We start from the raw sequence: 21,804 nt of genomic DNA on the forward strand, positions 1-21,804 counted from the left end.
CTACTGCGAACCTCAGTTCTTGGTGCGGAACTTGTGGATCGCGTAGGGCGCCGCCACCGCGGTGATCGCCACCGACCAGCCGAGCGTCACCCACAGGTCGTGCGCGACCGGGCCGCCCACCATCAGTCCGCGCGACGCGTCTGCGAGCGTGGAGAGCGGGTTCCAGTCGGTGAAGGCCTGCAGCCAGCCCGGCATCGACGCGGTCGGTGCGAAGATCGACGAGCCGAACTGCAGCGGGAACAGCACCAGGAAGCCCATCGCCTGCACGGACTGCGCGTTCTTCAGCATCACGCCCAGGGTGAGGAACACCCACATGATCGACGAGGCGAACAACGCGGACAGGCCGACGGCCGCGAACAGGCCGGGCCAGTTGGTGATGTCGAAACCGACCAGCACAGAGACGATCATCAGCACGGTCGTCGCGAACAGCATCCGCAGCAGCTCGACCGAGATCTTCGCGAACAGCACCGAGCCGCGCCCGATCGGCAGGGACCGGAAGCGGTCCATGACACCGGAGTTGAAGTCCTGGCTGAAGCCGGTGCCGACGCCCTGGGACATCGTCATGGCCATCATCGCCAGCATGCCGGGGATCACGTACTGCACGTACGCGTCCTGCCCGCCGCCCAGCGCCTGCCCGATGGAGCCGCCGAAGACGTACACGAACAGCAGGGTGAAGACGACCGGCATCAGCAGGGCGTCGAACATCGACTCGGGGTCCTGTCGGATCCACAGCAGGTTGCGGCGGACCAGGGCGCCGGTGTGGCGCAGATGGCCACGCAGCGGGATATGGGCGTCGTCCTTGACGGGATTGATGGTTGCGGCGCTCATACGGCGACCTCCTCGCGGTCATCGGCGGGCACGGCGTCCTGCGGGGCGCTCGCGCGGTGGCCGGTCAGGGACAGGAACACCTCGTCCAGGCTGGGCAGTTCGGTGGTGATGGAGCTGATCGTGATACCCCGGGCGACGACCGCGCCGGTCACGGCGGTGAGCTGCTCGTCGCTGAGGATCGGCACCAGGACGGTGCCGCCCTCGGTGTCGACGGTGGTGGTGGCGAGGCCGGTGATGCCCAGCTCGTCGAGGTCGCGGGCCAGCGGGCGCAGTTGGAGCGGGTCGGCCGGCTTGATCCGCAGGGTGCGGCCGCCGACCTTCGCCTTCAGCTGCTCGATCTCGCCGCCCGCGATGACCTTGCCGCGGTCCACGACGGTCAGCTCGGAGGCCAGTTGCTCGGCCTCCTCCATGTACTGGGTGGTCAGCAGGACGGTCACTCCGTCCCCGACCATCCGCTTGACCTCGTCCCACACCTCGTTGCGGGTGCGCGGGTCGAGCCCGGTGGTGGGTTCGTCGAGGAACAGCACCTGCGGGCGGCCGATCATCGAGGCGGCGAGGTCGAGCCGGCGCCGCATACCGCCGGAGTAGGTGTTCGCCGGGCGCTTGGCGGCGTCCGTCAGCGAGAAGCGCTCCAGGAGCGCGTCGGCGCGGGCGCGTGCTTCCTTGCGCGGCAGGTCGAGCAGCCGCCCGATCATGTACAGGTTCTCCCAGCCGGGGAGCTTCTCGTCCACGGAGGCGTACTGCCCCGTGAGCCCGATCACCCGGCGCAGCATCCGGGGCTGCCGTACGACGTCGTACCCGGCGACGGTGGCCTGTCCGGAGTCCGGGGTGATCAGCGTGGACAGAATCCGTACGAGGGTGGTCTTGCCGGCCCCGTTCGGCCCGAGCACACCCATCACGGTGCCCTCCCGCACATCCAGGTCGACGCCGTCCAGCGCCTTGGTCTCCCCGTAGTGCTTGACCAGCCCCCGCACGCTCACTGCGACTGTGGCGTTCTTGTCGATTCGCGTCATGCCAGCGACAGTGCCAGCCCCCACCGACAAACCACCGACAGGCCGCCGACAAGCCACCCAGCCTGCGGGCATGCGTGCCGCCTGGGGCGATGGGGGTCCCCCCGCTCGAGCGAAGCCGAGAGTGGGGGAGGGTGGGCGCAGGCGGCACCCCGTCAGCGCCGGGCCGCGCGACCCACCCCGCCTCAGCCACGACAGGGGGCAGCCCGCCGACGGGGGAAGATCGGCGGGCTGCCCGTGGTGCGACGGTGGCTCAGTGGACGGAGTGCTCCTCCAACGGGAACGTTCCGCCGACGACATCCTCGGCGAACGCCTTCGCCGCGTTGCCCATGACCTCACGCAGATTGGCGTACTGCTTCACGAACTTCGGCATCCGGCCGCCGGTCAGCCCCAGCATGTCGGTCCACACCAGCACCTGCGCGTCCGTCTCCGGCCCGGCCCCGATCCCCACAGTCGGGATGTGCAGCGTGCGCGTCACCTCGGCCGCCAGCTCCGCCGGCACCAGCTCCAGCACCACCGCGAACGCCCCGGCGTCCTGGACGGCCTTGGCGTCCCGCAGCAGCTGCTGCGCCGCCTCCTCGCCACGCCCCTGCACGCGGTACCCCATCGCGTTCACGGACTGCGGCGTCAGCCCGATGTGCGCCATCACCGGAATCCCGGACTCGACCAGCAGCTCGATCTGCCGGTGCGACCGCTCGCCGCCCTCCAGCTTGACCGCCCCGACCCCGGCCTCCTTCACCAGCCGGGTCGCCGAGCGCAGCGCCTGCACCGGACCCTCCTGGTAGGACCCGAAGGGCAGGTCGCCGACGATGAGGGCGCGGGAGGTGCCCCGTACGACGGCGGCGGACAGCATGGTCATCTCGTCGAGCGTGACGGGCACGGTCGTGTCGTACCCGAGGTGGCAGTTGCCCGCCGAGTCGCCGACGAGCATGACCGGGATCCCGGCCTCGTCGAAGACGGACGCGGTCATCGCGTCGTAGGCGGTCAGCATGGGCCACTTCTCGCCGCGCTCCTTGGCGGCGGCGATGTCGCGAACGGTGATGCGTCGCGTGCTCTTGCCCCCGTACAGCGCCTTGCTGCCGTCGGAAGGTTTCTGCTGCTGCGCGGTCTGGGCAGCCGGAAGCTGCGTCATGGCACGGCTCCTTACGTCATCTCGAGGCACCCTGACGGCGTCCCCGGATCCCCTCCATGGTGGCACCTCGTGCCAGAGGACGGCTAGAGGACCCTCGTCACGTAGGAGCGGGGCCTCACGTAAGAGGTGGGTAAAACATTTTCAATACGAGACGGTCTCGTATCGTAAAGGGATTACGCTCGGCGGCATGACTACGCCTGCCGTCCCCGACAGCCCCCGGATACCGGAAGCCGTGCACCGGCGCCGCTGGGCGATCCTCAGCGTCCTGATGCTGAGCCTGCTGATCGTGGTGCTCGACAACTCCATCCTGAACGTCGCCATCAAGACGATCTCGACCCCCGCGCCGACCGGTCTGGGCGCCACCCAGAGCGAGCTGGAGTGGGCGATCAACTCCTACACCCTGGTCTTCGCCGGCCTGCTGTTCACGGCAGGTCTCCTCGGCGACCGGCTGGGCCGCAAGAAGGTCCTGCTCGGCGGGCTCGTCCTGTTCGGCATCGGCTCCGCCCTCGCCGCCTGGTCCGGCTCGCCCACCGAGCTGATCACCTTCCGTGCGGTGATGGGCTTCGGTGCCGCGTTCGTCATGCCGGCCACCCTCGCCGTCCTCATGAACGTCTTCGAGCGCGAGGAGCAGCCGAAGGCCATCGGCATCTGGGCGGGCGGCGTCGGTCTCGCCATCGCCATCGGCCCGATCACCGGCGGTGTGCTGCTGGACCACTTCTGGTGGGGCTCGGTCTTCCTCATCAACGTGCCGATCGTGCTCCTCGCGGTCGTCCTGATGGTGTGGCTGGTGCCCGACTCCCGTGACCCGAAGCCCGGCCGGATCGACCCGGTCGGCGTGGTCCTGTCGGTGGTCGGCCTGGTCCTGCTCGTCTACGGCATCATCAAGGGCGGCCAGCTCGCCGACTTCACCGACCCGCAGGTGCTGGCGACGATCGGCGCGGGGCTTGCCGTACTCGTCGGATTCGTCGTCTTCGAGGCGCGCAGCGACCATCCGTCCATCGACGTCAGGTACTTCAAGAACAAGGTCTTCTCGGCCGCGATCGCCGCCATCGCGCTGGTCTTCTTCGCGCTGATGGGCGTGACCTTCTTCTCCGTCTTCTACACCCAGAGCGTGCGCGGCTACTCGCCGCTGCAGACCGGCCTGCTGATGCTGCCGCTGGCCGCCGCCCAGCTGATCTTCGCGCCGCGGGCCCGGCTGATGGTCGACCGGTTCGGGAACCGGGCGACGACCACGGCCGGGATGCTGATCATCGCCGCGATGCTGGCCGCCTTCGCCACGCTGGAGGCGGACACACCCATCTGGATCCTCGAAGTGATCTTCTTCCTGATGGGCACCGGCATGGCGCACATCATGACCCCGACCAGCGTCGTCATCATGCAGGCCCTGCCCCGCGAGAAGGCCGGTTCCGCCTCCGCCCTCAGCAACACCTTCCGCCAGGTCGGCGGCGCCCTGGGCATCGCGGTCCTCGGCTCGGTCCTGTCGGCGGCCTACCGCACCGGCATCGAGGACAAGCTGGGCGTGCTCCCCGCCGACGTACGCCACACCGCGGGCGAGTCCATCGAGGCCACGCTCGGCGTCGCCGCGAAGCTCGGCCCCCAGGGCCAGTCGCTCATCGCCCCGGCCCACGACGCCTTCCTGCACGCCATGCACCTCACCGCGCTGTGCGGGGCGGGGGTCGCGGTGATCGGCGCCGTGGTGGTGGGCCTGTTCCTGCCGGGGAGGATGACGGCACCCCAGGAGAGCAAGGACGAGGCGGAGTTGGTGTCGGCCGAGTAGGGGCCGTACCTGGGGGAGAATCACCTCAGGCCACAGAAGGGACGGACCGACGTGAGCAGCCTCGCCGGCAGCGAACCCAAGCAGGAGGGCCCCGCACGGGGCCGCCCCCGCAGCGAAGCCGCGGAGCGCGCGATTGTCGAGGGCGTGGTGAGGCTCCTGGAGGAGGGCGTGCCGCTCGCGGAACTGTCCATCGAGCGCATCGCCCGCACCGCCGGCGTCGGCAAGGCCACCATCTACCGCCGCTGGAGCGGCAAGGAGGAGCTCTTCGTCGACGTCGTCCGCACGGCCGAGCCGCCGGATCCCGAACTCCCCGGCACCTCGATGCGCGACGACCTCGTGGCCCTCCTCGAACAGCTGCGCAGGCGTGGGCAGATGACCCGTTCCTCCGCGCTGCTGCACAACGTCTACGCCCAGATGAAGAGCAGCCCGAAGATCTGGGCCGCGTACCACGCGACCGTCGTCGAGCCGCGGCGCCGGCGCCAGATCGAGATCCTGCGCCGGGGACAGGCGGGCGGCGAACTCCGCACGGACATCGACGTCGAGCTGATGAACGACATGTTCGTCGCGCCCATACTCGTCCGCACCCTGATGCGCCGGGACGCCGACCTGCCGGAGGGCATGTCGGAGCAGCTCGTCGACGCGGTCCTCGACGGACTACGCCCCGTCAGTTCGCCACCCGCGTAACCCGCATGTGCGGGGTATGTCACAGAGCGCGCTTTCCACGCCCGGCACCGGAACTGCCCGTCCCGACTTGTACGTCCTCGTGCCCGTACGGCCGTCAGAAGACGGCGGGAACGGAGCCGATCATCCCCTAGGGTCTGTAGAACACAGGGGGACGGACGGTGTGCACGGCAGGTAGTGAGGCGACGGTATGGCGCAGCAGGCATACGTGACGGAGACGGACAAGGACGGCTCGGGGCCCGAGTCGCAAAGCTCCCGGTTCCGGCGCCTGCTCGGCAGACTGACCACCGGCTGGCGCGGTGACCCCCGGATCTGGCGCCGCGGCCTCGTCGTCGCCGTCCTGGCCCTGCTGCTCGCCCTGGTGATGGTGCTGCACTCGCGCATCCCGAACGCGGTCGGCAACCTCGGCAGCCTCATCGAGACCTTCCTGCCCTGGCTGGGGCTGTCCATCCCGGTGCTGCTCGTGCTGGCGCTGGTCCGCAAATCGGCGACCGCGCTGATCGCGGTGCTGGTCCCGGCGATCGTATGGCTGAACATGTTCGGCGGCCTGGTCACCGACAAGACCGGCGCCGACGGCGACCTCACGGTGGCCACGCACAACGTCAACGCCGACAACGCCGACCCGTCCGGCACCGCCCGTGACGTGGCCGCCTCCGGTGCCGACGTGGTCGCCCTGGAGGAGTTGAAGGGGGCGGTGGTGCCGACGTACGAGGACGCGCTGGCGTCGACGTACAAGTACCACTCCGTGGAAGGCACCGTCGGAGTGTGGAGCAAGTACCCGCTCTCCGGTGTCCGGCCCGTCGACATCAAGCTGGGCTGGACGCGTGCCATGCGCGCCACCGTGACCACGCCCGCCGGGCAGGTCGCGGTGTACGTCGCCCACCTCCCGTCGGTGCGGGTGAAGCTGGAGGCCGGGTTCACCGCCCGGCAGCGCGACAAGAGCGCCAACGCCCTCGGTGAGGCGATCGCCGACGAGAAGCTGCCGAGGGTCGTGCTGCTCGGCGACCTCAACGGCACGATGAACGACCGCGCGCTGAACGCCGTCACCGCCCAGATGCGCTCCACGCAGGGCGCGGCGGGCAGCGGGTTCGGGTTCAGCTGGCCGGCGTCGTTCCCGATGGCGCGGATCGACCAGATCATGGTGAAGGGCATCGAGCCCGTGACGTCGTGGACGCTGCCACAGACCGGGAGCGACCATTTGCCGGTGGCTGCGCGTGTGAAGGTCGACACGTCCTCTTAACCGAGAGGAATACCGGGCCTGAGAGAGTTTGTTCCGCAGCTGAACATAGACTGGCCGCAGAACTCCGCTCTTGAAAGGCACAGGCTCCCTCATGCCCCTGGCCCTACTCGCCCTCGCCGTGGGCGCCTTCGGCATCGGCACCACCGAGTTCGTGATGATGGGCCTGCTGCCCGACGTTGCGGACGACCTGCACATCTCCCTCCCCGCCGCCGGCCACCTGGTCTCCGCCTACGCCCTCGGCGTCGTCATCGGCGCCCCGCTGCTCGCCGCGGTCACCGCGCGCATGCCCCGGCGCGCGGTGCTGATCGGGCTGATGGCCCTGTTCGTGGCGGGCAACGCGCTCTCCGCCTTCGCCCCCGACTACGACTGGCTGCTCGCCGCCCGCTTCCTCAGCGGGCTGCCGCACGGCGCCTTCTTCGGCGTCGGCGCGGTCGTCGCGACGAACATGGCCGCTCCCGAGCGCAAGGCACGCGCGGTGTCGCTGATGTTCCTCGGCCTGACCGTCGCCAACATCGCCGGCGTGCCCGTGGCCACGCTCATGGGCCAGTCCCTGGGCTGGCGTTCGACCTTCCTCGGCGTCAGCGTCATCGGCGTCCTGGCCGTCGTCTCCCTGGCACTCCTCGTCCCCCGCGACGGCACGCACGCACCCAGCGCCGGACTGCGCGGCGAACTCGCGGCGCTGAAGTCACTGCCCGTGTGGCTCGCCCTCGGCACCACGGTCGCGGGCTTCGGCGCGCTGTTCGCCGCGTACAGCTACATCACGCCGATGCTCACCGACTCCGCCGGGTACGCCGACTCCAGCGTGACCCTGCTGCTCGCCCTGTTCGGCGTCGGCGCGACGGCCGGCAACCTGCTCGGCGGACGCCTCGCGGACCGCTCGATGCGGGCCACGCTCTTCGGCGGGCTGATCTCGCTGGCGGCGGTCCTGGCGCTGTTCCCGATCCTCATGCGCACGGCGTGGAGCGCACCCATCGCCGTCGTCCTGCTCGGCACGGCCGCCTTCGTCACCAGCTCCCCGCTCCTGCTGATGGTCATGGAGAAGGCGTCCTCGGCCCCGTCGCTGGCGTCCTCCGCCAACCAGGCGGCGTTCAACCTCGCCAACGCCGGGGGAGCGTGGATCGGCGGCCTGGCCCTTGCCGCGGGCTTCGGCGTGACGTCTCCGGCGCTCGCGGGCGCGCTGCTTGCCGTGCTGGGGCTGGGAGTTGCCGGGGTGGCGTACGGCGTGGACCGGCGGCGCGCTCCCCAGGCCGGGCGGGAACGGCTGGTCGCGGGGAACGTGCCGCGGCAGTCGGAGACGGTGCGTTCCTGACCGGGGCTTGCCTCGCTTTCAGGAGCCGGCGGGCTCGATCGGCTCGAGCTCCGGGAGCTCCGGCAGAGGGATGTCGGGATACCCCGGGTAGCTGCTCTCGGTCACGACGTAGGTGCAGTTGGTGTACGTGTATCCGGGATCGATGCGCATGCCGTCGGCCTGGTTCGTTACGTCCCCCGCGTCCGCGTCGGCGTACTTGACGAGCGTGTGGTAGTTGCCGGCGGGCAGGTTGAGCCAGCTGGTCGGGTAGTCGATGCCGCTGTTCTTGCAGGCCACGGTCTCGGCGGTCGACTCGCTGGAGTACTTGGTGCAGCCGGCGCACGCCGGGAGGTAGACGCTGCCGGTGACGGGGCCGGTGTAGAGGAACTCGACCGCGGTCGGGGCGTCGTTGCTGATCTCCATGGGCATCCGGGAGCCGCCCGGGTTGCGGGACGGCGGCAGCGTCCGGCCTGCCTGGGGCCGTTCCTCGGCGATCTCCGCGGCGATGGCGATCTGCCGGGCACGCTTGGCGTTCTTGTTGTCCTTGTACTTGTCGGCGAAGTCGCCCAGCGTCACGGCCGCGGCACCGAACTTGTCGTCCTCGAACTCGTCCACCCCGCAGGCGTAGGCGGCGGACTCCACCGCGCCCGCGGCTTTCGTGCGCAACCCGTCACCGGGGCTGCCGGCGGGCAGATCGACCACGGTCTGGCTGATGGCCTGCAACTGTTCGCCGGCCGGGCAGGGGTCGTTGCCCTTCAGGGCCTTGGACCGTTTCGCGATCTCCGCGCTCACGGCCGGTTCGACCTTGGCGGCCTGCGCCGACTCGGGGAACGTACGCAGGAGGTCGGCCAGTGCGCCGCCGCCGCTCGCGTCCGCTTCGGTCGCGGCGCTGGAGCCGAGGTTCGTGATGCCGCACTCGTAGAGCGAGGTGGCCAGGGGCTCCTCGGGCCAGTCGGCGAGGGAGCCGAGCCGCTTGCTGCCCATCGTGTCGGGCAGCTTCCACAGATACCGCAGCGGCTCCAGGGCCTCGCAGTACTCCTTCTCGCGGTACGGCGCGGCGACGGTGTCGTAGAACCGGCCCAGACGGTCGGGAACGCGCTGGGCCGCCCGGCTGCCGGGGTGGTCGTCGCCGAGCGCGCGGTAGGCCTTGAGCGCCCGCTGGTAGTCGTCCTTGCCCTCGGCGAAACTGGCTTGCCGCGAGGCGGTGGTGACCAGCCGGTCCGTCTCGGCGAGCCGGTCGAGGAGCATCTGCTGGTACGCCTCTTCCCGCGCCGCCTCGTACCCCACCGCCCCACCGGCCGGCACGACGAGCAGCACCAGGCCGAGCCCGGCCGCGACCGTCGACCGCCACGGCAACGTCAGCCGCGCACCGCGCGCCAGCCACGCCCCGTGCACCGCGGCGAGCACCAGCACGAGGCCGTACGCCCACACCACCCCGCCCGGCAGCCCGTCGGGGTCCGCGGGCAGCGCCGCCACCAGCAGCATGCCGGACGCGATCCAGCACAGGGCGGCCTGCGGCCAGCGCTGCAGCAGCACATACCCGAGCCCGAGCCCACTGAGATTGAACAACCCGGCCGCCGCGACCCGCCAAGGGTCCGCGGGCACGGGGTCCTCGGGCTCCTCCGGCAGCGTGTAGGTCAACCACGCGGAGGTCGGCGGACCATCAGGCAGCGGAGGGAAGGGCGGGGGAGGGGGCGACGACGGAGGAGGGGGCGACGATGGGGGCAGGGGCGACGACAGGGGCTCGGGCGGCGTGAACTCGCTTCCGCCCGACGGCGCTTCGGATCCACCCATACCGACTCACTCCCCCAACTGCCGTACGGACAGGACACCTTGCGCCTAATACAGGCCTGTCTCCATATTGCGGTAGGTGGGTGGGGAGGGGTCCCGACCGTACGGAAGAAAAGGCAAGAGGACCACGCCGGCGAGCGGGGTTGTCGCACTTCCGAGTTGCTTCAGAGGTCCGTCACCAGTAGTCGATAGCCGACATCGAGGGTGTCGAGTGCGATCAGGTCGGCGTGACGGTCGTGCCAGTGGCCGGTCGCGAGGTCGTCGGTGAGTTGTGCCAGGCCGGGAGCGAGGGCGTCTTCTCCGGTCTGGGCGAGCATGGAGATTCCGGCGCGTACCTGTGGGTCGAGGTAGGCGCGGGGGCGGCGCCAATACGCTGCGCCGAACCCGTCCGTGCAGTCGTGCGGGACATGGACGGGCTCCTGATGCGCCCCGCCGAGCAGCGTGGCCAGCCGGTCGGTCGGGATGGCACGGGTGTCGTCGAAGGCGGCGGCCTGCGGGAGGTACTCACGCACGAGCCAGAACCGCTCACGGAAGATCTGCTGGTCCCAGGTCAGGATGACGATGCGGCGGCGCGCGACCCGGCGGAGCTCGGCAATGCCGGCCGCAAGGTCACTCCAGTGATGGACGGTCAGCAGTGCCATGACGGCGTCGGCAGCGTCGTCACGCACCGGAAGATGCTCGGCGACCGCGCACACGGCGGGCGCGGAGCGGGGCGGACGCTGGGCGAGCATGATCTGGCTGGGCTCGACGGCGAGCACCGTCTGCGGTGGCTCGTAGGAGCCGGTGCCCGCTCCTACGTTGATCACGTCCGCGGCGTCGCCGAGCGCGGCGTGAATCTGAGCGGCGATCCGCGGATCCGGCTGCCGCGTCCGGCCGTACGTCGCGCCGAGGGTGTCGTAGATGGCCATGCATCTCAGTATGCGAAGAAGCCGCCATGCGGAACGTCCCGGCCGTGTGATCGATGCCGACGACTTCGGGAGCCGGATCGCGCCCGCTGGGTCAGGTCCAGTCGAGAATCCGCCGCACAACGCCGGTGACTGCCCGTCTGATCCAACCGAACAGTCCTGCCGCAACGGCCACATCGGCGCCCGACGCGGCCACGTCGGCCCGGGCCGACCCGGCGCTGCATCCGGGGCAGGAACGGGGCCAACGGCGCTTTCGCACGCCGCACTTCTTGCATATCGCCATGATCCGATTCTCCTCGAACGTCGCCGGTCTGATCAACGTCAGCTTGGTGGCTCGCGCGGGTGACCGCCCATCGCCGCCCGACTGCACCGCTTGAAGGGCAAACAAACCAAGGTCGAGCTCGCCGCCTCCATGATCCGGGTCCTGGCCGCCTGCCATGGGAGCCGGCGTATCGATGTGGTCGCCGACGCCGCCTACCACGGCCGTGCACTGCGTGACCGCTCTGCGCGCTCGCTCCGCCGCCGACCGGACGGCGCGGGCGGCCCTGCCTGAAGGACGGGCGGCTCGACACGCCGGCCGTGCCGGGCCCGGAAGGCTGTGGACAGCCTTCATCAGGGCACCGATCCGGCGCCGGACAGCTCAGAGACGGCCCACGAGTAGTGAGACACGGTGGGGCCGACGGTCCACCACCGTCGGCCCCACCGGCTGAATCAGCGAGAAACCCGCTTTGACCTGCGCTACAGAACCGGCAGGCTCTTCCGCAGCTCGAACGCCGTCACCTCGGAGCGGTACTCCTCCCACTCCTGCCGCTTGTTGCGCAGGAAGTGACGACGGCCCCGAGCGACCTCGCGCGATCGACGTCGGCGCAGCGCTGACCTGTGGTCAAACGGCCGTCATTGGTCGTTGTCGGTCGCTGTGGGCCACCCTTCGACGGCCCACAGACGGCCCGAAGGCGGCCTCGTTGCACGATGCCCGGCAGATTGCCTGCTGAGCGGGTTTCCCAAACGGCGGTGGGCAAGGGTGGACGCTCGCGGAACGCACAGCGACTGAGACCGCAAATGAAACCCGAGCCGCATCACGTGCGCGCGGACGCCCGCTCCTTGTAGAGGCCGAAGCCGTATTCGACCATCTGCACCGCTAGCGTGGTGACCCAGACCATGATCTTGTAGTCGGTGGAAAGCCTGGCGAGCGCGATGTTCCCTACCCGGCCCATCACTTCCCGCTCCAGGAAAGCCATGCTGTGGACGTCTCCATGAGCGAGGGCACTGCACGCACTCCAGACGGCCTCGGCCTGCTCTCCTCCCACGCCCGCTAGGTGATCACCAGCAGTGCAGACCATCTTCTTGTAGCCGAAGGCCAGTTCCTTCTTCACATCGCTCAGTGGGATCCCAGCACCAACGGCCAGATCCGTGATCTCCTTCGTACGTTCAATCTTGGTACGCCTCGGGGTCTTACTGAGCAGTTGGTGCATACGGTCCGAGTGGCCGTTGCTGTCCACCTGTAGAGCGAGCCGGCGCTGAATGCGTGTCAGCCGCTTGCCCGGCGCGAGCAACCAGACCGCCCGAGCACCGTTCTCGAACGCCCCGCGCAACAGTGTCGCCTGGGCATAGGTGTGCAACGTGACAGTGATCTCGTCGCCCCGCTGGTCGCCGACCAAGCTGCGGCGGAGACAGTGCAAGTGATCGCTTGCGACGGTGAGCGCCTGCCACGCCAGGTGAGATACCTGGTACGGGTTGGTTTTGGCGTCATCGCCCGCCAAGTCGCTGGCCGGCTGTACGTCCCAGGCTGACGAGGGCGTAGAGGTGAGCTCCTCGTAAGGCTTCGTCTGCTCCAGCTTCGCCAAGATCGCACGAAGGTACTGCTGCTCGTCGTCGCTCGTTGTCACGGGATGAGGCTATTGGCCGGCCCCGCCTACACACGAACGGTTTTCAAGAGCGTCGCGATGTCAAAGGTGACACCTGCCCTGCCCTGCACCGATGCTTCCATTGGCCGCGCTTACCGGTGCGTGGGCTCACACATGGCCCACGCCCGCGCTAATGGGGCCCACAGCTCAGCGCCCTACTGCCTTCACACGGCTGCTGTCTTTCGCTGCTCTGCACACGGCTCCGGAGGGCTTGCGCCGTTGCCGAGACGAAGGCCGTCTGACCTGCGGGTATCCCAAGTGGAGCCGAGCGCAGTCGCTGGACCACTCCCTGCTCACTCGCTTCGTCTCAGTCACGCTCTTGAAGCGGATCCGGAGGAGTGGACAATGAAGCAGCTCCGAACCACGCGCAGTGGGAACTACGCAGGTCGGACACGCGTGTTCTGAGGAGCAGACGCGAAGTCGCCAGAGGAAGGGCGTGGAGGATGAGGGTCTCGTCGAGACGGGCAAGGATCGCGCTTTGGGTGGGTGCGACTCTGGCTGCTGGCCTCGCGGTGACCCTTGCATGCGTGGCGTTTTGGGCTGACCTGGATACAGCCGACAAGGCGGCCAGTCTGGTTGGAGCAGTGCTGGCTGGCGCTGGGCTGGTGCTTTCCGGCTACGCCCTACTCGCGAGCCCCACAGGGCCACACGTGACAGGCGAGCGATCAGTCCAAGCTGGAGGCAGCGTTGGGCGTGCCGTCACGGGCGACAGGAATCGTATCGGTGGCGTAGCCCCGCGGCTAATTCCGCGAACTGAGGACGGGACAGCGCCCGTACTTCCTGCACTAGGTGACAGAGGAGTGTCTGCCGGGGGCCATCTCGGTGAAGGAATTACTGGGGACGGGAACCAGGTGCCGTGAGGTTCCGGAGAAAAAAGACGAGGCTGACCAGTTCTCAGGGAATTGAGAAGGTCGATCAATCCGAGCCAGTCATTGCAGACGCTGAGTTAGGTAACGGGACGTCCGGCGCCCAAAAAACCGCAGAGCATCCGCGTGCTCCAAGTCGATCGAAGCCAGCGCCAGAGGTGGAACGCCAAGACGTCGGCGTGACCGGAGGCGCAGAGCGATCCATGACCGCGGCGGGTAGCCTGGGCCTAGCCATCTCTGGGGATAGAAATCGGGTCAACGTCCACGGAGACATGCTTGTCGGATCCGCTCAGTCACGAATACCGAGATCGGGCTACATGCTCGAAGTGCAGGAGCTGAGCGCGCAAAGGTTCGAAGGGCGTGAAGCTGAACTGGCGGCGATGGCCGCATTCAGTTCTGCTCCGAGTGCTGCGACTACCAATTATTGGAGATGGCTAGCTCCGGCCTGGGCTGGCAAAACTGCCCTGATGGCTCACTTTGTCCTGCACCCGCCGCCGAACACAGATGTGTTGGCTTTCTTCGTTACAGCTCGCATGGCAGGTCGCGCCGACCGGACAGCTTTTCTGTCCGCCCTGGAAAGCCAGCTGGGCGAGTACCTCGATGATGGAGATGTGCGATGCCCGACCCAAGGGGCTTTCTTGGAGTCCTTGCAGCGCGCGGCAAATAAGGCGCGAAGTTCCGACCGGCAACTTCTTCTCGTTGTAGACGGTCTAGACGAAGACGCAGGTCTGGTAACCGCCAGCACCGGGTACAGCATCACCGCACTACTGCCACGCACCCCACCTTCCGGGCTCAGGTTGATTGTCGCTAGTCGCACTCATCCGCCGCTGCCTGGAGACGTTCCACGTAGTCATCCTCTCCGCGACCCAGCAAATAGTCATGAACTGCTGCCTGCGCCGGCGGCTTGGGCGGTGAAAGAGGACGCCGAACGAAATCTGGACGCCTTGATCGCCGCAGGGGGCCTGGGAGAGGAGCTTGTCGGTCTCACGGCGGCGGGCGGAGGCCTCGCTGCAGCCGACTTTGCCGAACTGACCGGGCAATCTCAGCGACGCATCGAATTGGTCTTGGGAGGCAGTATCGGGCGCGCGTTCCAGATCCGCCCGACCCGTTATGTGACTGATAGCGATGGAGTGCCGGTTTCGGTCTATTCCTTTGCGCACCAGGAGCTTCTCAGCAGCGCTCGCCAATTACTTTCGCCATCAGCCTTGGAACGGTATCGGGACCGACTGCATGCCTGGGTGGAGCGTGCCCGCGAAGCAGGATGGCCTCCAGAGACACCCGAGTGGGCCCTAACCGGGTATCCCCGAACTTTGGTTGAGTTGCAGGATGTAGACAGGCTTATCGCACTAGCTACCGATTCCAAGCGGCACGAGCGAATGTGGCAAATTACTGGTGCCGACCTCGACGCCTTGGCCGAGATAGCCGACGCTTTCAACGTCCACGGCACCCGTGTTCGTCCTGATCTTTCTGCCTGCGTCCGCTTGGCACATCAGCGTGAGTACCTCGTTGAAAAGACCAGAAACGCCCCCGACGGTCTTATTTATGTTTGGGCACGTATGGGCCACTTGCAACGGGCAGCAGCGCTTGCCATCCACGGCGCCGGCTCAAGGCGGCGCCTGAATTTTGCCAGCGACATGATAAGGGCAGCCGGCTCGACGCCTGAGGCCCTGGAGGCAGCAGCAGAGATAATCAAATCTCTTGACCCCTATGACAAGCCGTTCGCTCTTGCGTATCTAGGAGAGGCGCTTACAGATGCAGGAGATGCAGAGAAGGCGGCGGAAATAGCCAGCCAAGCTCGGCAGTGGGCTCTGGATATTCCCAATGCGTCTCGGCGAGACGAGGCAGCGATGGCTTGTGCGAATTTGATGGCACGATCCGGCAGGGAGGAGGAAGGTGCAGAACTAGCACGCAACTTGGTGGATGAAGGAATGCAAGGGGAGGCTCTTGGCAGTGTCGCGGAGGAATTGGCGCGTGTAGGGAAACATTCCGATGCTATCAACCTTGCACGCGAGGCCATCCTACGGGCTGATGCCTTCTCAGGGCCAGATCGGGCTGGGTATGCGCTCTGCCTGGCGAGTCGGGCTTTGGCTCGGGCGGGTCGGCATGATGAAGCTGCCGATATTGCCCGCCAGGCTGTCGACTTGGCTGCGAACCTTGAGAGCGACGAAGCCGAGTGGCTCTATCGAGGCGCATCAATGGCCCTAGCGCAGGCAGGGCATGCGTCAGGTGCCATGGATCTGATTCGGACATTTGATAGCGACTGGGAGAGGGTGCATGCTCTCGGTGCTGTCGCAGAAGAACTTGCCCAAACCGGAAAATTGCGGGAAGCAGCGCATTTCGCGCAAGAAGCGGAACGGGTAATTTTTGTCGCCAATAATACAGAAGATCACCAAGAAGCACTGATAGCCGTAGCTGGAAAAGCTTTAGCAATCTCGGGAAATGTACGACGCGCTTATGAAATCGGCCGGTCCCTCACCAGCTCTAGCGCGATTATTGCTATCGCTGATGCGTTAGCTGGTTGTAGCCAGTGCGATGAGGCAGTCGAACTCGCGCAACACGCAGTCGACGTTTCTGCCGCCATGCCGGACATCTATCGCCGGACCAAGGTCCTGGGACAAGTCTCTGCACTCCTGGCACGCTGCGGTCGAATGCAAGAGTCTTCTGAACTCGCTCAATATGTTGCGGACATCGCTCGCACGAAAACGAATCCGACTAATCATGCGGCAAGGCTTGTTGAAGTCTCAGATGCGCTTTCCTCTTGTGGGCAGGTTGGCGACGCTGTCAATCTCGCTGAGCAGGCTGTTAAAGTTGCTGACGCCATTGAGGACTCAATGGACAGGTGCGAGATTCTTGCCCGTTCGGCCCTGCTGCTTAGTCGGCTGGGAAGGGGCCTTGAGGCGACTGGCATAGCCAAAGACGTCATTCATTTGGCTGCCGCGAATCACAAAAGCGTCAGGTTGCCATCTCTGCTAGATGCTTTTGAGGTACTGACCGAAACCGAAGGCTTCGAGGAAGTAGCCGGTAATATCAAGACCCTAATTGATCCCCCCCAAAGAGCAGCGATCGATCTTGAGCTTTCGGTTCGATTGATTCGGAGGGGGAGGGTCGAGGAGGCGGCAGGGCTGGCTCGCGCAGCTGCTCGTTCCGTTCCGGAGCCTTCTCTGCCTTTCACAGCTATTGAATCACACCGGAGGATCGCTAGAGCGCTTGCTGAAGCTGGTCAGCTGAACGAGGCGACGACCTTCATTGAAGAGTTGCGCGAGGGCAACGGATACATCGAGCTAATGTCCCTCGCCAAACACCTCAAAAGCATTGGATGTGCAGACGACGCCATCAGCTGCGTTAGGATTGCAGTCAGCCGCGCCCGGGAAAGCAGCCGCAGCCTGCGAATTATCGGAGCCACCTACTCGGAAGATCAAACGCTAGTTGAGGCTGCAGAATTTCTTGCCAATTTTGGAGATTTTTACGAAGCAGTCGATTGCGCTTATGCCATATCTTCACCGAGATATCGGATTGCTGGACTTCTAGCGGTTGCGGATGCAGGCGTGGGTGCCGATCAGGTGAAGCGGTCGATCAATCTAATCAAGACCTCAACGTCTCTTGCCCTGGATATAGACGATGAGTACGTGAAGTGTCGCTCATTGCGATCCATTGTTGGGACAAAAGCGCGATGTGGACTTGCAGAGGAAGCCATTATTCTTGCGGATAAGATAAATGATTCTTGTCAACGGTCGCGAGGCATCAGTGCAGTTGCTTTAGCGTTGGCTGAAATGGGTCATGCGGAAAGGGCGACTGTCCTGGCCCGACAATCTATCGATCTTGTTTCCGGTGTTCATGATCCGGTTAAGCGCGCAAAAGCGATCCGTGATGCATGTCAAGTTCTAGCTCTGACTGTGGCGCCGAAAGAAGTTATTGATACTGCCCTATCCATAGAAGTACACGACCAGCGATGCGAAGCGCTGGTTGGCATCGCAAAATCGCTCGCTCGCTCCGAGAAGGCGCAAGGCGCGATTGATGCAGTCCTGCTTATTCCTGATGATGATGAGCAGGTTTTGACTTTCAGTGAAGTCGCGAAAATTCTTATCGCCAAAGGTAGAGTATCGGAACTTCTCCACTGCGCGAGAAAGTGCGCTGACCAGTTTTGGCTGGAGAGTACCTTGCCTCTTGCCGCTGAGTCTCTCCGGGGTTTGCCGGATGGGGACGTACTGCTAGCTGAAGCCTTGATGGTCAAATCTCCTACATCTCTGCTTTCGCTCATCTCTTCCTTTGATATCCAAGCCGTAAAAACATTTGCTGGCTGTCTAATGTCGTCGATGAAACCCGCTGCGCGGTAGTAGGTAGGTCTGGCACTGAATGCAGTTCGAAGAATTCCTCCTCAGCCATAGAGGGTGTCTCCCGCCTCACGTCCGGCAGCTCGCCAGCGCGCTGCCCGGGCACGGGCAGCCGGGGCGGAGACAGGGGCAGGCCGCGCCGCAGAGGCAGCTGCGCCCGCGCTGTGCGCAGGCCTTGATGAGGCAGGGCAAGTTTTACCGCGCTCGGACAGGGACGGTCCTCAAGAGCGTCGCGTGTACGGGTCCCGCACATGGGCTGATCTGGGAAAACACTGCACCAGCACGCTTTTCAACTTCCGTTGGCCCACGCATGGCCCACGAGCACCTGATCCGTAGGCGCGGGCCCATCAGGCACGTTCGGCCGTCTCCGGTACGAGTCGACTCGTAAACCCGTGATCGCGCAGACGCTCGTATGCGCCCTCGATGTCGCCGGGAATCTCTTGTTCGATCATGAAACCCTGTTGCGGGTAGATCATGAGGCGCTGCTGCGCGCCGACCAACATGTCGACCACAAGGCGCGCATCCCCGATCGAGTCGACGTAGTCGGCAAGCGTCATGGGGGTAGACGCGCACACCCACTCGACGTCAGGCCACAGCTTGCGGGCCGTCGCGTACGAGCGCCGTTCCTCGTAGGGTTTGCTGACCAGGAGCACAGACGAGACGGGCGTATTCCGCTCTTCGAGGAGGGCGCGCGAGAAGCGGATGTTCTCGCCGGTGTTCCGCGCGTTCGGCTCAACAAGGATGGCGCGCTCGGGAACCCCCAGCTCCATTGCGCGCTCGCGGTAGTGCTCAGCTTCACCGCGCGGCATCCGCTCATGCGTCGTGCGGCTGGTAGCCCCAGTGAAGACGATCAACGGAGCCATGCCCTGGTGGTAGAGGTCTGCCGTGGTGTCGGCCACCCCCAAGTCATGACTGCCGAGGCCGACTGCCACGGAGCACGGACGCGGCTCATGGCCCATTTGCTGGAAGTCCCAGAGCCGCTGAACGTCCGTCCACGCCTGAGCCGAGATCACTCGTTCTCACCCTCCGTCTTCGCCGAGTCGGGAACCTTGAAGTCGTATGACCATGCGAACCGCGTCGCCGCGTGCACGCCGATAGCGAACTCCACCACTGTGCCATCTGCCGTGTACGTGGTGCGGTGCAGCTCCACCACCCACTCACCCGGCGCGAGCTGGAGTAGCTGAGCCTCTTCCGTTGTGGGCACGCGCGCGAACAGTTCCTCCGTCATGTGGTCGATTTCATATCCGGCGTCGTACAGGACACGGAATCCGCCGCCCCGGCCAGCGGGGCCCGGAGTCGGGTCGACGATGCGGGTTCCTTCGACGTGTTCGGGCCGGTAGTAGCTGGTCAGGGTGTGGGTCGGCTGCGTGCCTTCTTTCACCACACGCGCCCGCGCGTACACGTCGGCCCCCTCCGGCAACCCATGGGCTGCGGCCACGGCCGGCGACGCTTTCACTCGGCTGACTGTCTGGGTCTGCTCGTTCCTGCGGTATGCGCGGCCAGACGCCACCCGGTCCGCGATGAACGCGACTTCGTCGCTGTCCCGCCACTTGGCCTTGTCGTACCGCCCGATGCCGAGCCGTTTGAGCGGCTGTTGCTGGCGCACAACAGTGCCGTGGCCGCGCGAGGACGTCACCAGCCCCTGGGCTTCCAGCTCCTTGTACGCCTTGTGAACGGTGTCCTTCGACCCCTCACCAGCCTTCACCAGGTCTCTGATCTGGGGCAACTGGGCGCCCGGCGCGTACTCACCGTTCCTGATCTGCTCCGCGAATCTGTCCGCCAGTTCGCGCCACTTCGGTGCCACGCAGACCCTCCTCTCGACATGTCCCAGTGAAGCACAGTCCCAGGACTGTTGACAGTCCTAGGACTGCGAGGCATGCTCATCTCAGGCCGCTCGCAGTCCTAGGACAGCGAACGGAAGGACCCCTCTTTGGGGCTGCTTCATCGCCATGCCGGTTTGGGATAGCTCGCTCCCACACGGAGCCCCTCGCTGGTCGTTGCTTCACAACTCCATAGGTGGGCCCCGTCTCCCCGAGTCGAAAAGACGGCCGCGCGGCTGTGATCGCGCATCTATCTCCGTTTCCGCAGCTCGACTGCTGCGGCCGGTTGCCTCCTCCGTCCGTCTGACCGCGCTTCGCGCGCTGGTCGTACGGGCGGGGTGGCAGGGAGCCGGATGTTCCGACTTCAACGGCGCGCGGCTCCCGGGGTGCCTCCCGGGAGCCGCTGTTCGGGCCGTTCACCTCTGGAAGGAACACGACCCTATGACCCCCATCGTCACTGTTCAGGACGCTGTTACTGCGTTCGCCGACTGGATCGAACCGACGAACGCAGAGCTGGACGCGGTCGAGCGGGAGATGCCCGCGATCCTCGCGGACGTCGACCTGATCGACGCGCAGATCATCACCCTCGACCGCACGCCGACCGAGCTGGACGCCCGGCGCATCCGCCGCGCCCGGCGCCGGGTGCTCGCCGAGCGGCGGGCCCTGGCCAACCGCACCTCCGGCGCCACCGGGGGTGCCGCGTGAGCACCCGCGAGCAGAACCTGACGGCCGCGCACGCCGAGGTGAAGACGGAGATCGCGCGGACCGACACCAAGACCGCCCTGCTGCTGGCATTCGTCGGCGCCGTCCTCGCCGGTACCTGGACGATCGCCCGTGACCTGCCGCTGTCCTGGCCCGCCCTGCTGGCCGGCTGCACCGGCATGGCCCTGATCGTCACGGCGGCCGGACTGCTGCTGCGGTCCGTGCGCCCCAACCTGAGCGGGCGGCACGGCTTCCCGCTGTGGGCCACCCTCACCCCCGACCAGATCACCGACACCGTCTCGCGTGACCTGGCCGCCGACATCGCCGGACTGTCCCGCCTCGCGGTCGCCAAGTTCACCGGCCTGCGCCGCGCCGTCGACCTCACCCTGACCGGCGGCGCCCTGCTCCTCCTCGCCGTCGTGATCGCGCTGGGAGGTGCGGCATGAACGCCAAGACCGTACTGCCCGCCGTCGCCATGACGGCCGTGTCCATGGTCCTCACACTGGCCGTCGTCGTGATGTGGCTCGGCACCGCGGTGCCGTGGCCCGTCGCGCTGGTGGTGGGTCTGGGCATCGACGGGGGATGGCTGGCCACCCTCGCCTACGAACGCCGTCTGGCCGCGCAGGGCGACCACAGCCGCATCGTGACCGCCGTCGGCTGGTCCTTCGGACTGCTCGCCGCCGGCGTGCTGGTCGCGCACGCGCTGACCGTCGACCACTCACCCGCCGCGTGGCTGGCCGTGTCCTGGCTGCCGATCGCGGCCAAGGCCCTGTGGCTGGTCCACGGACTGTGGAAGCGCACCGCCCTCACCCCCACCGCGCTGGACGCCATCCAGGGAATCCAGCAGGAGGCCCGCGACGAGGCGGCCGTGGCCCGTGCCCGGCTGCGCGCGGAAGCGGCCACCGAAGAGACCCGCCTCGCCGCCGTCACCCAGGCAGGCGCCCGCGTCGCCCGCGTCCAAGCGACCACCGCGCAGACCCTCTCCCGGGCCTGGTCGACGCTGGAGACCGCCCGTAAGGGCGAGGGCACGGGCAGGGCGCTGACCAGCGTGACGGCCCCCGTCACGCCCGGCGTCACGGCCCGCTGGGAACTCCCCACCTGGGGCCCCACAGAGCCGGTTGCCGCGCTGGAAGCCGGTCCCGCCCTCCCCGACGCGACCCTTGACGCGCTGGTCGACCAGATCCGCCACAGCCAGACCCCGCCCCTGTCGTACCGCGAGATGGCCACCCGCTTCCGCGCGGCCGGCCACTCCGCATCCGAGGTCCGCCTGAGGGCCGCGTGGAAGCGGGTCGCGGCATGACGTCCCTGCGGATCGGCTCGGTGTGCACCGGCTACGGCGGCCTGGACGAGGCCGTCCAGGCCGTATTCGGCGGCTCGCTGGCCTGGGTGGCGGACAACGACCCCGGCGCGAGCCGCATCCTGGCCCACCGCCACCCCGGGGTGCCCAACCTCGGGGACATCACCGCTGTCGGTTGGCATGACGTCGAGCCGGTCGACATCTACGTCGGGGGCTATCCGTGCCAGCCGTT

18 protein-coding genes are annotated in these 21,804 nt (G+C 66.8%); 10 read left to right on the forward strand and 8 right to left on the reverse strand.

What is annotated here, in order from left to right:
• Window positions 1–12: 12 nt before the first annotated feature.
• From AB0I98_RS42315 to panB, 3 genes are all read right to left on the reverse strand, one after another.
• Window positions 13–828, reverse strand: a complete 816-nt coding sequence (locus AB0I98_RS42315; protein ID WP_362951270.1) for an ABC transporter permease — start codon at window positions 826–828, stop codon at window positions 13–15.
• The gene (locus AB0I98_RS42320) at window positions 825–1,841 is read right to left on the reverse strand and encodes an ATP-binding cassette domain-containing protein (protein WP_362951272.1); all 1,017 of its coding nucleotides are present in this window, start codon (window positions 1,839–1,841) and stop codon (window positions 825–827) included. The genes AB0I98_RS42315 and AB0I98_RS42320 overlap by 4 nt, the downstream gene beginning before the upstream one ends.
• Before the next feature lie 250 nt (window positions 1,842–2,091).
• Window positions 2,092–2,970 carry a 3-methyl-2-oxobutanoate hydroxymethyltransferase gene (gene panB, locus AB0I98_RS42325; RefSeq protein ID WP_362951274.1) on the reverse strand — a complete coding sequence of 293 codons (879 nt, stop codon included), beginning with the start codon at window positions 2,968–2,970 and terminating at the stop codon, window positions 2,092–2,094.
• A gap of 187 nt (window positions 2,971–3,157) precedes the next feature.
• Between panB and AB0I98_RS42330 the strand changes: the two genes are divergently transcribed.
• From AB0I98_RS42330 to AB0I98_RS42345, 4 genes are all read left to right on the forward strand, one after another.
• Window positions 3,158–4,747, forward strand: a complete 1,590-nt coding sequence (locus AB0I98_RS42330; protein WP_362951277.1) for an MFS transporter — start codon at window positions 3,158–3,160, stop codon at window positions 4,745–4,747.
• A gap of 51 nt (window positions 4,748–4,798) precedes the next feature.
• Window positions 4,799–5,431, forward strand: coding sequence for a TetR/AcrR family transcriptional regulator (locus tag AB0I98_RS42335; protein WP_362951279.1), 633 nt, complete (start codon window positions 4,799–4,801; stop codon window positions 5,429–5,431).
• Between the two features lie 187 nt (window positions 5,432–5,618).
• Entirely contained in the window at window positions 5,619–6,668 is a 1,050-nt protein-coding gene (locus tag AB0I98_RS42340; protein WP_362951281.1) for an endonuclease/exonuclease/phosphatase family protein, read from the forward strand.
• 91 nt (window positions 6,669–6,759) lie between these two features.
• A complete protein-coding gene (locus AB0I98_RS42345) occupies window positions 6,760–7,977 on the forward strand; it encodes an MFS transporter (protein WP_362951283.1) in 1,218 nt (405 codons plus the stop codon).
• Between the two features lie 18 nt (window positions 7,978–7,995).
• Here AB0I98_RS42345 and AB0I98_RS42350 read toward each other — a convergent pair whose 3' ends face one another.
• On the reverse strand, window positions 7,996–9,597 hold the full coding sequence (locus tag AB0I98_RS42350; RefSeq protein WP_362951285.1) for a hypothetical protein: 1,602 nt from the start codon (window positions 9,595–9,597) through the stop codon (window positions 7,996–7,998).
• A gap of 314 nt (window positions 9,598–9,911) precedes the next feature.
• The gene (locus tag AB0I98_RS42355; protein ID WP_362951287.1) at window positions 9,912–10,655 is read right to left on the reverse strand and encodes a methyltransferase domain-containing protein; all 744 of its coding nucleotides are present in this window, start codon (window positions 10,653–10,655) and stop codon (window positions 9,912–9,914) included.
• Between the two features lie 370 nt (window positions 10,656–11,025).
• Here AB0I98_RS42355 and AB0I98_RS42360 point away from each other — a divergent pair, with 370 nt between their 5' ends.
• A complete protein-coding gene (locus tag AB0I98_RS42360) occupies window positions 11,026–11,205 on the forward strand; it encodes a hypothetical protein (RefSeq protein WP_362951289.1) in 180 nt (59 codons plus the stop codon).
• Window positions 11,206–11,728: 523 nt separating this feature from the next.
• Here the strand turns inward: AB0I98_RS42360 and AB0I98_RS42365 are convergent.
• A complete protein-coding gene (locus tag AB0I98_RS42365; RefSeq protein ID WP_362951291.1) occupies window positions 11,729–12,538 on the reverse strand; it encodes a hypothetical protein in 810 nt (269 codons plus the stop codon).
• Window positions 12,539–13,739: 1,201 nt separating this feature from the next.
• Between AB0I98_RS42365 and AB0I98_RS42370 the strand changes: the two genes are divergently transcribed.
• Complete coding sequence (locus AB0I98_RS42370) at window positions 13,740–17,756, forward strand: hypothetical protein (RefSeq protein WP_362951293.1); 4,017 nt, start codon at window positions 13,740–13,742, stop codon at window positions 17,754–17,756.
• 344 nt (window positions 17,757–18,100) lie between these two features.
• Here AB0I98_RS42370 and AB0I98_RS42375 read toward each other — a convergent pair whose 3' ends face one another.
• Together AB0I98_RS42375 and AB0I98_RS42380 are read right to left on the reverse strand one after the other, a co-directional pair.
• Window positions 18,101–18,766: a YdcF family protein gene (locus tag AB0I98_RS42375; RefSeq protein ID WP_362951295.1), complete on the reverse strand. Its 666-nt coding sequence runs from the start codon at window positions 18,764–18,766 to the stop codon at window positions 18,101–18,103.
• A complete protein-coding gene (locus AB0I98_RS42380; protein WP_362951298.1) occupies window positions 18,763–19,557 on the reverse strand; it encodes a GntR family transcriptional regulator in 795 nt (264 codons plus the stop codon). The genes AB0I98_RS42375 and AB0I98_RS42380 overlap by 4 nt, the downstream gene beginning before the upstream one ends.
• A 457-nt stretch (window positions 19,558–20,014) precedes the next feature.
• Here AB0I98_RS42380 and AB0I98_RS42385 point away from each other — a divergent pair, with 457 nt between their 5' ends.
• From AB0I98_RS42385 to AB0I98_RS42400, 4 genes are all read left to right on the forward strand, one after another.
• Window positions 20,015–20,278, forward strand: a complete 264-nt coding sequence (locus AB0I98_RS42385) for a DUF6284 family protein (protein ID WP_362951300.1) — start codon at window positions 20,015–20,017, stop codon at window positions 20,276–20,278.
• Window positions 20,275–20,721 carry a Pycsar system effector family protein gene (locus AB0I98_RS42390; protein ID WP_362951302.1) on the forward strand — a complete coding sequence of 149 codons (447 nt, stop codon included), beginning with the start codon at window positions 20,275–20,277 and terminating at the stop codon, window positions 20,719–20,721. Before AB0I98_RS42385 ends, AB0I98_RS42390 begins: the two co-directional genes overlap by 4 nt.
• Window positions 20,718–21,575, forward strand: coding sequence for a protein spdB (locus tag AB0I98_RS42395; RefSeq protein ID WP_362951303.1), 858 nt, complete (start codon window positions 20,718–20,720; stop codon window positions 21,573–21,575). The genes AB0I98_RS42390 and AB0I98_RS42395 overlap by 4 nt, the downstream gene beginning before the upstream one ends.
• A partial coding sequence (locus AB0I98_RS42400; RefSeq protein WP_362951305.1) for a DNA cytosine methyltransferase occupies window positions 21,572–21,804 on the forward strand: 233 nt, incomplete at its 3' end. The genes AB0I98_RS42395 and AB0I98_RS42400, both read left to right, overlap by 4 nt.

The organism is Streptomyces sp. NPDC050211 (assembly GCF_040656035.1).
In the GTDB taxonomy this organism is placed as follows: domain Bacteria; phylum Actinomycetota; class Actinomycetes; order Streptomycetales; family Streptomycetaceae; genus Streptomyces.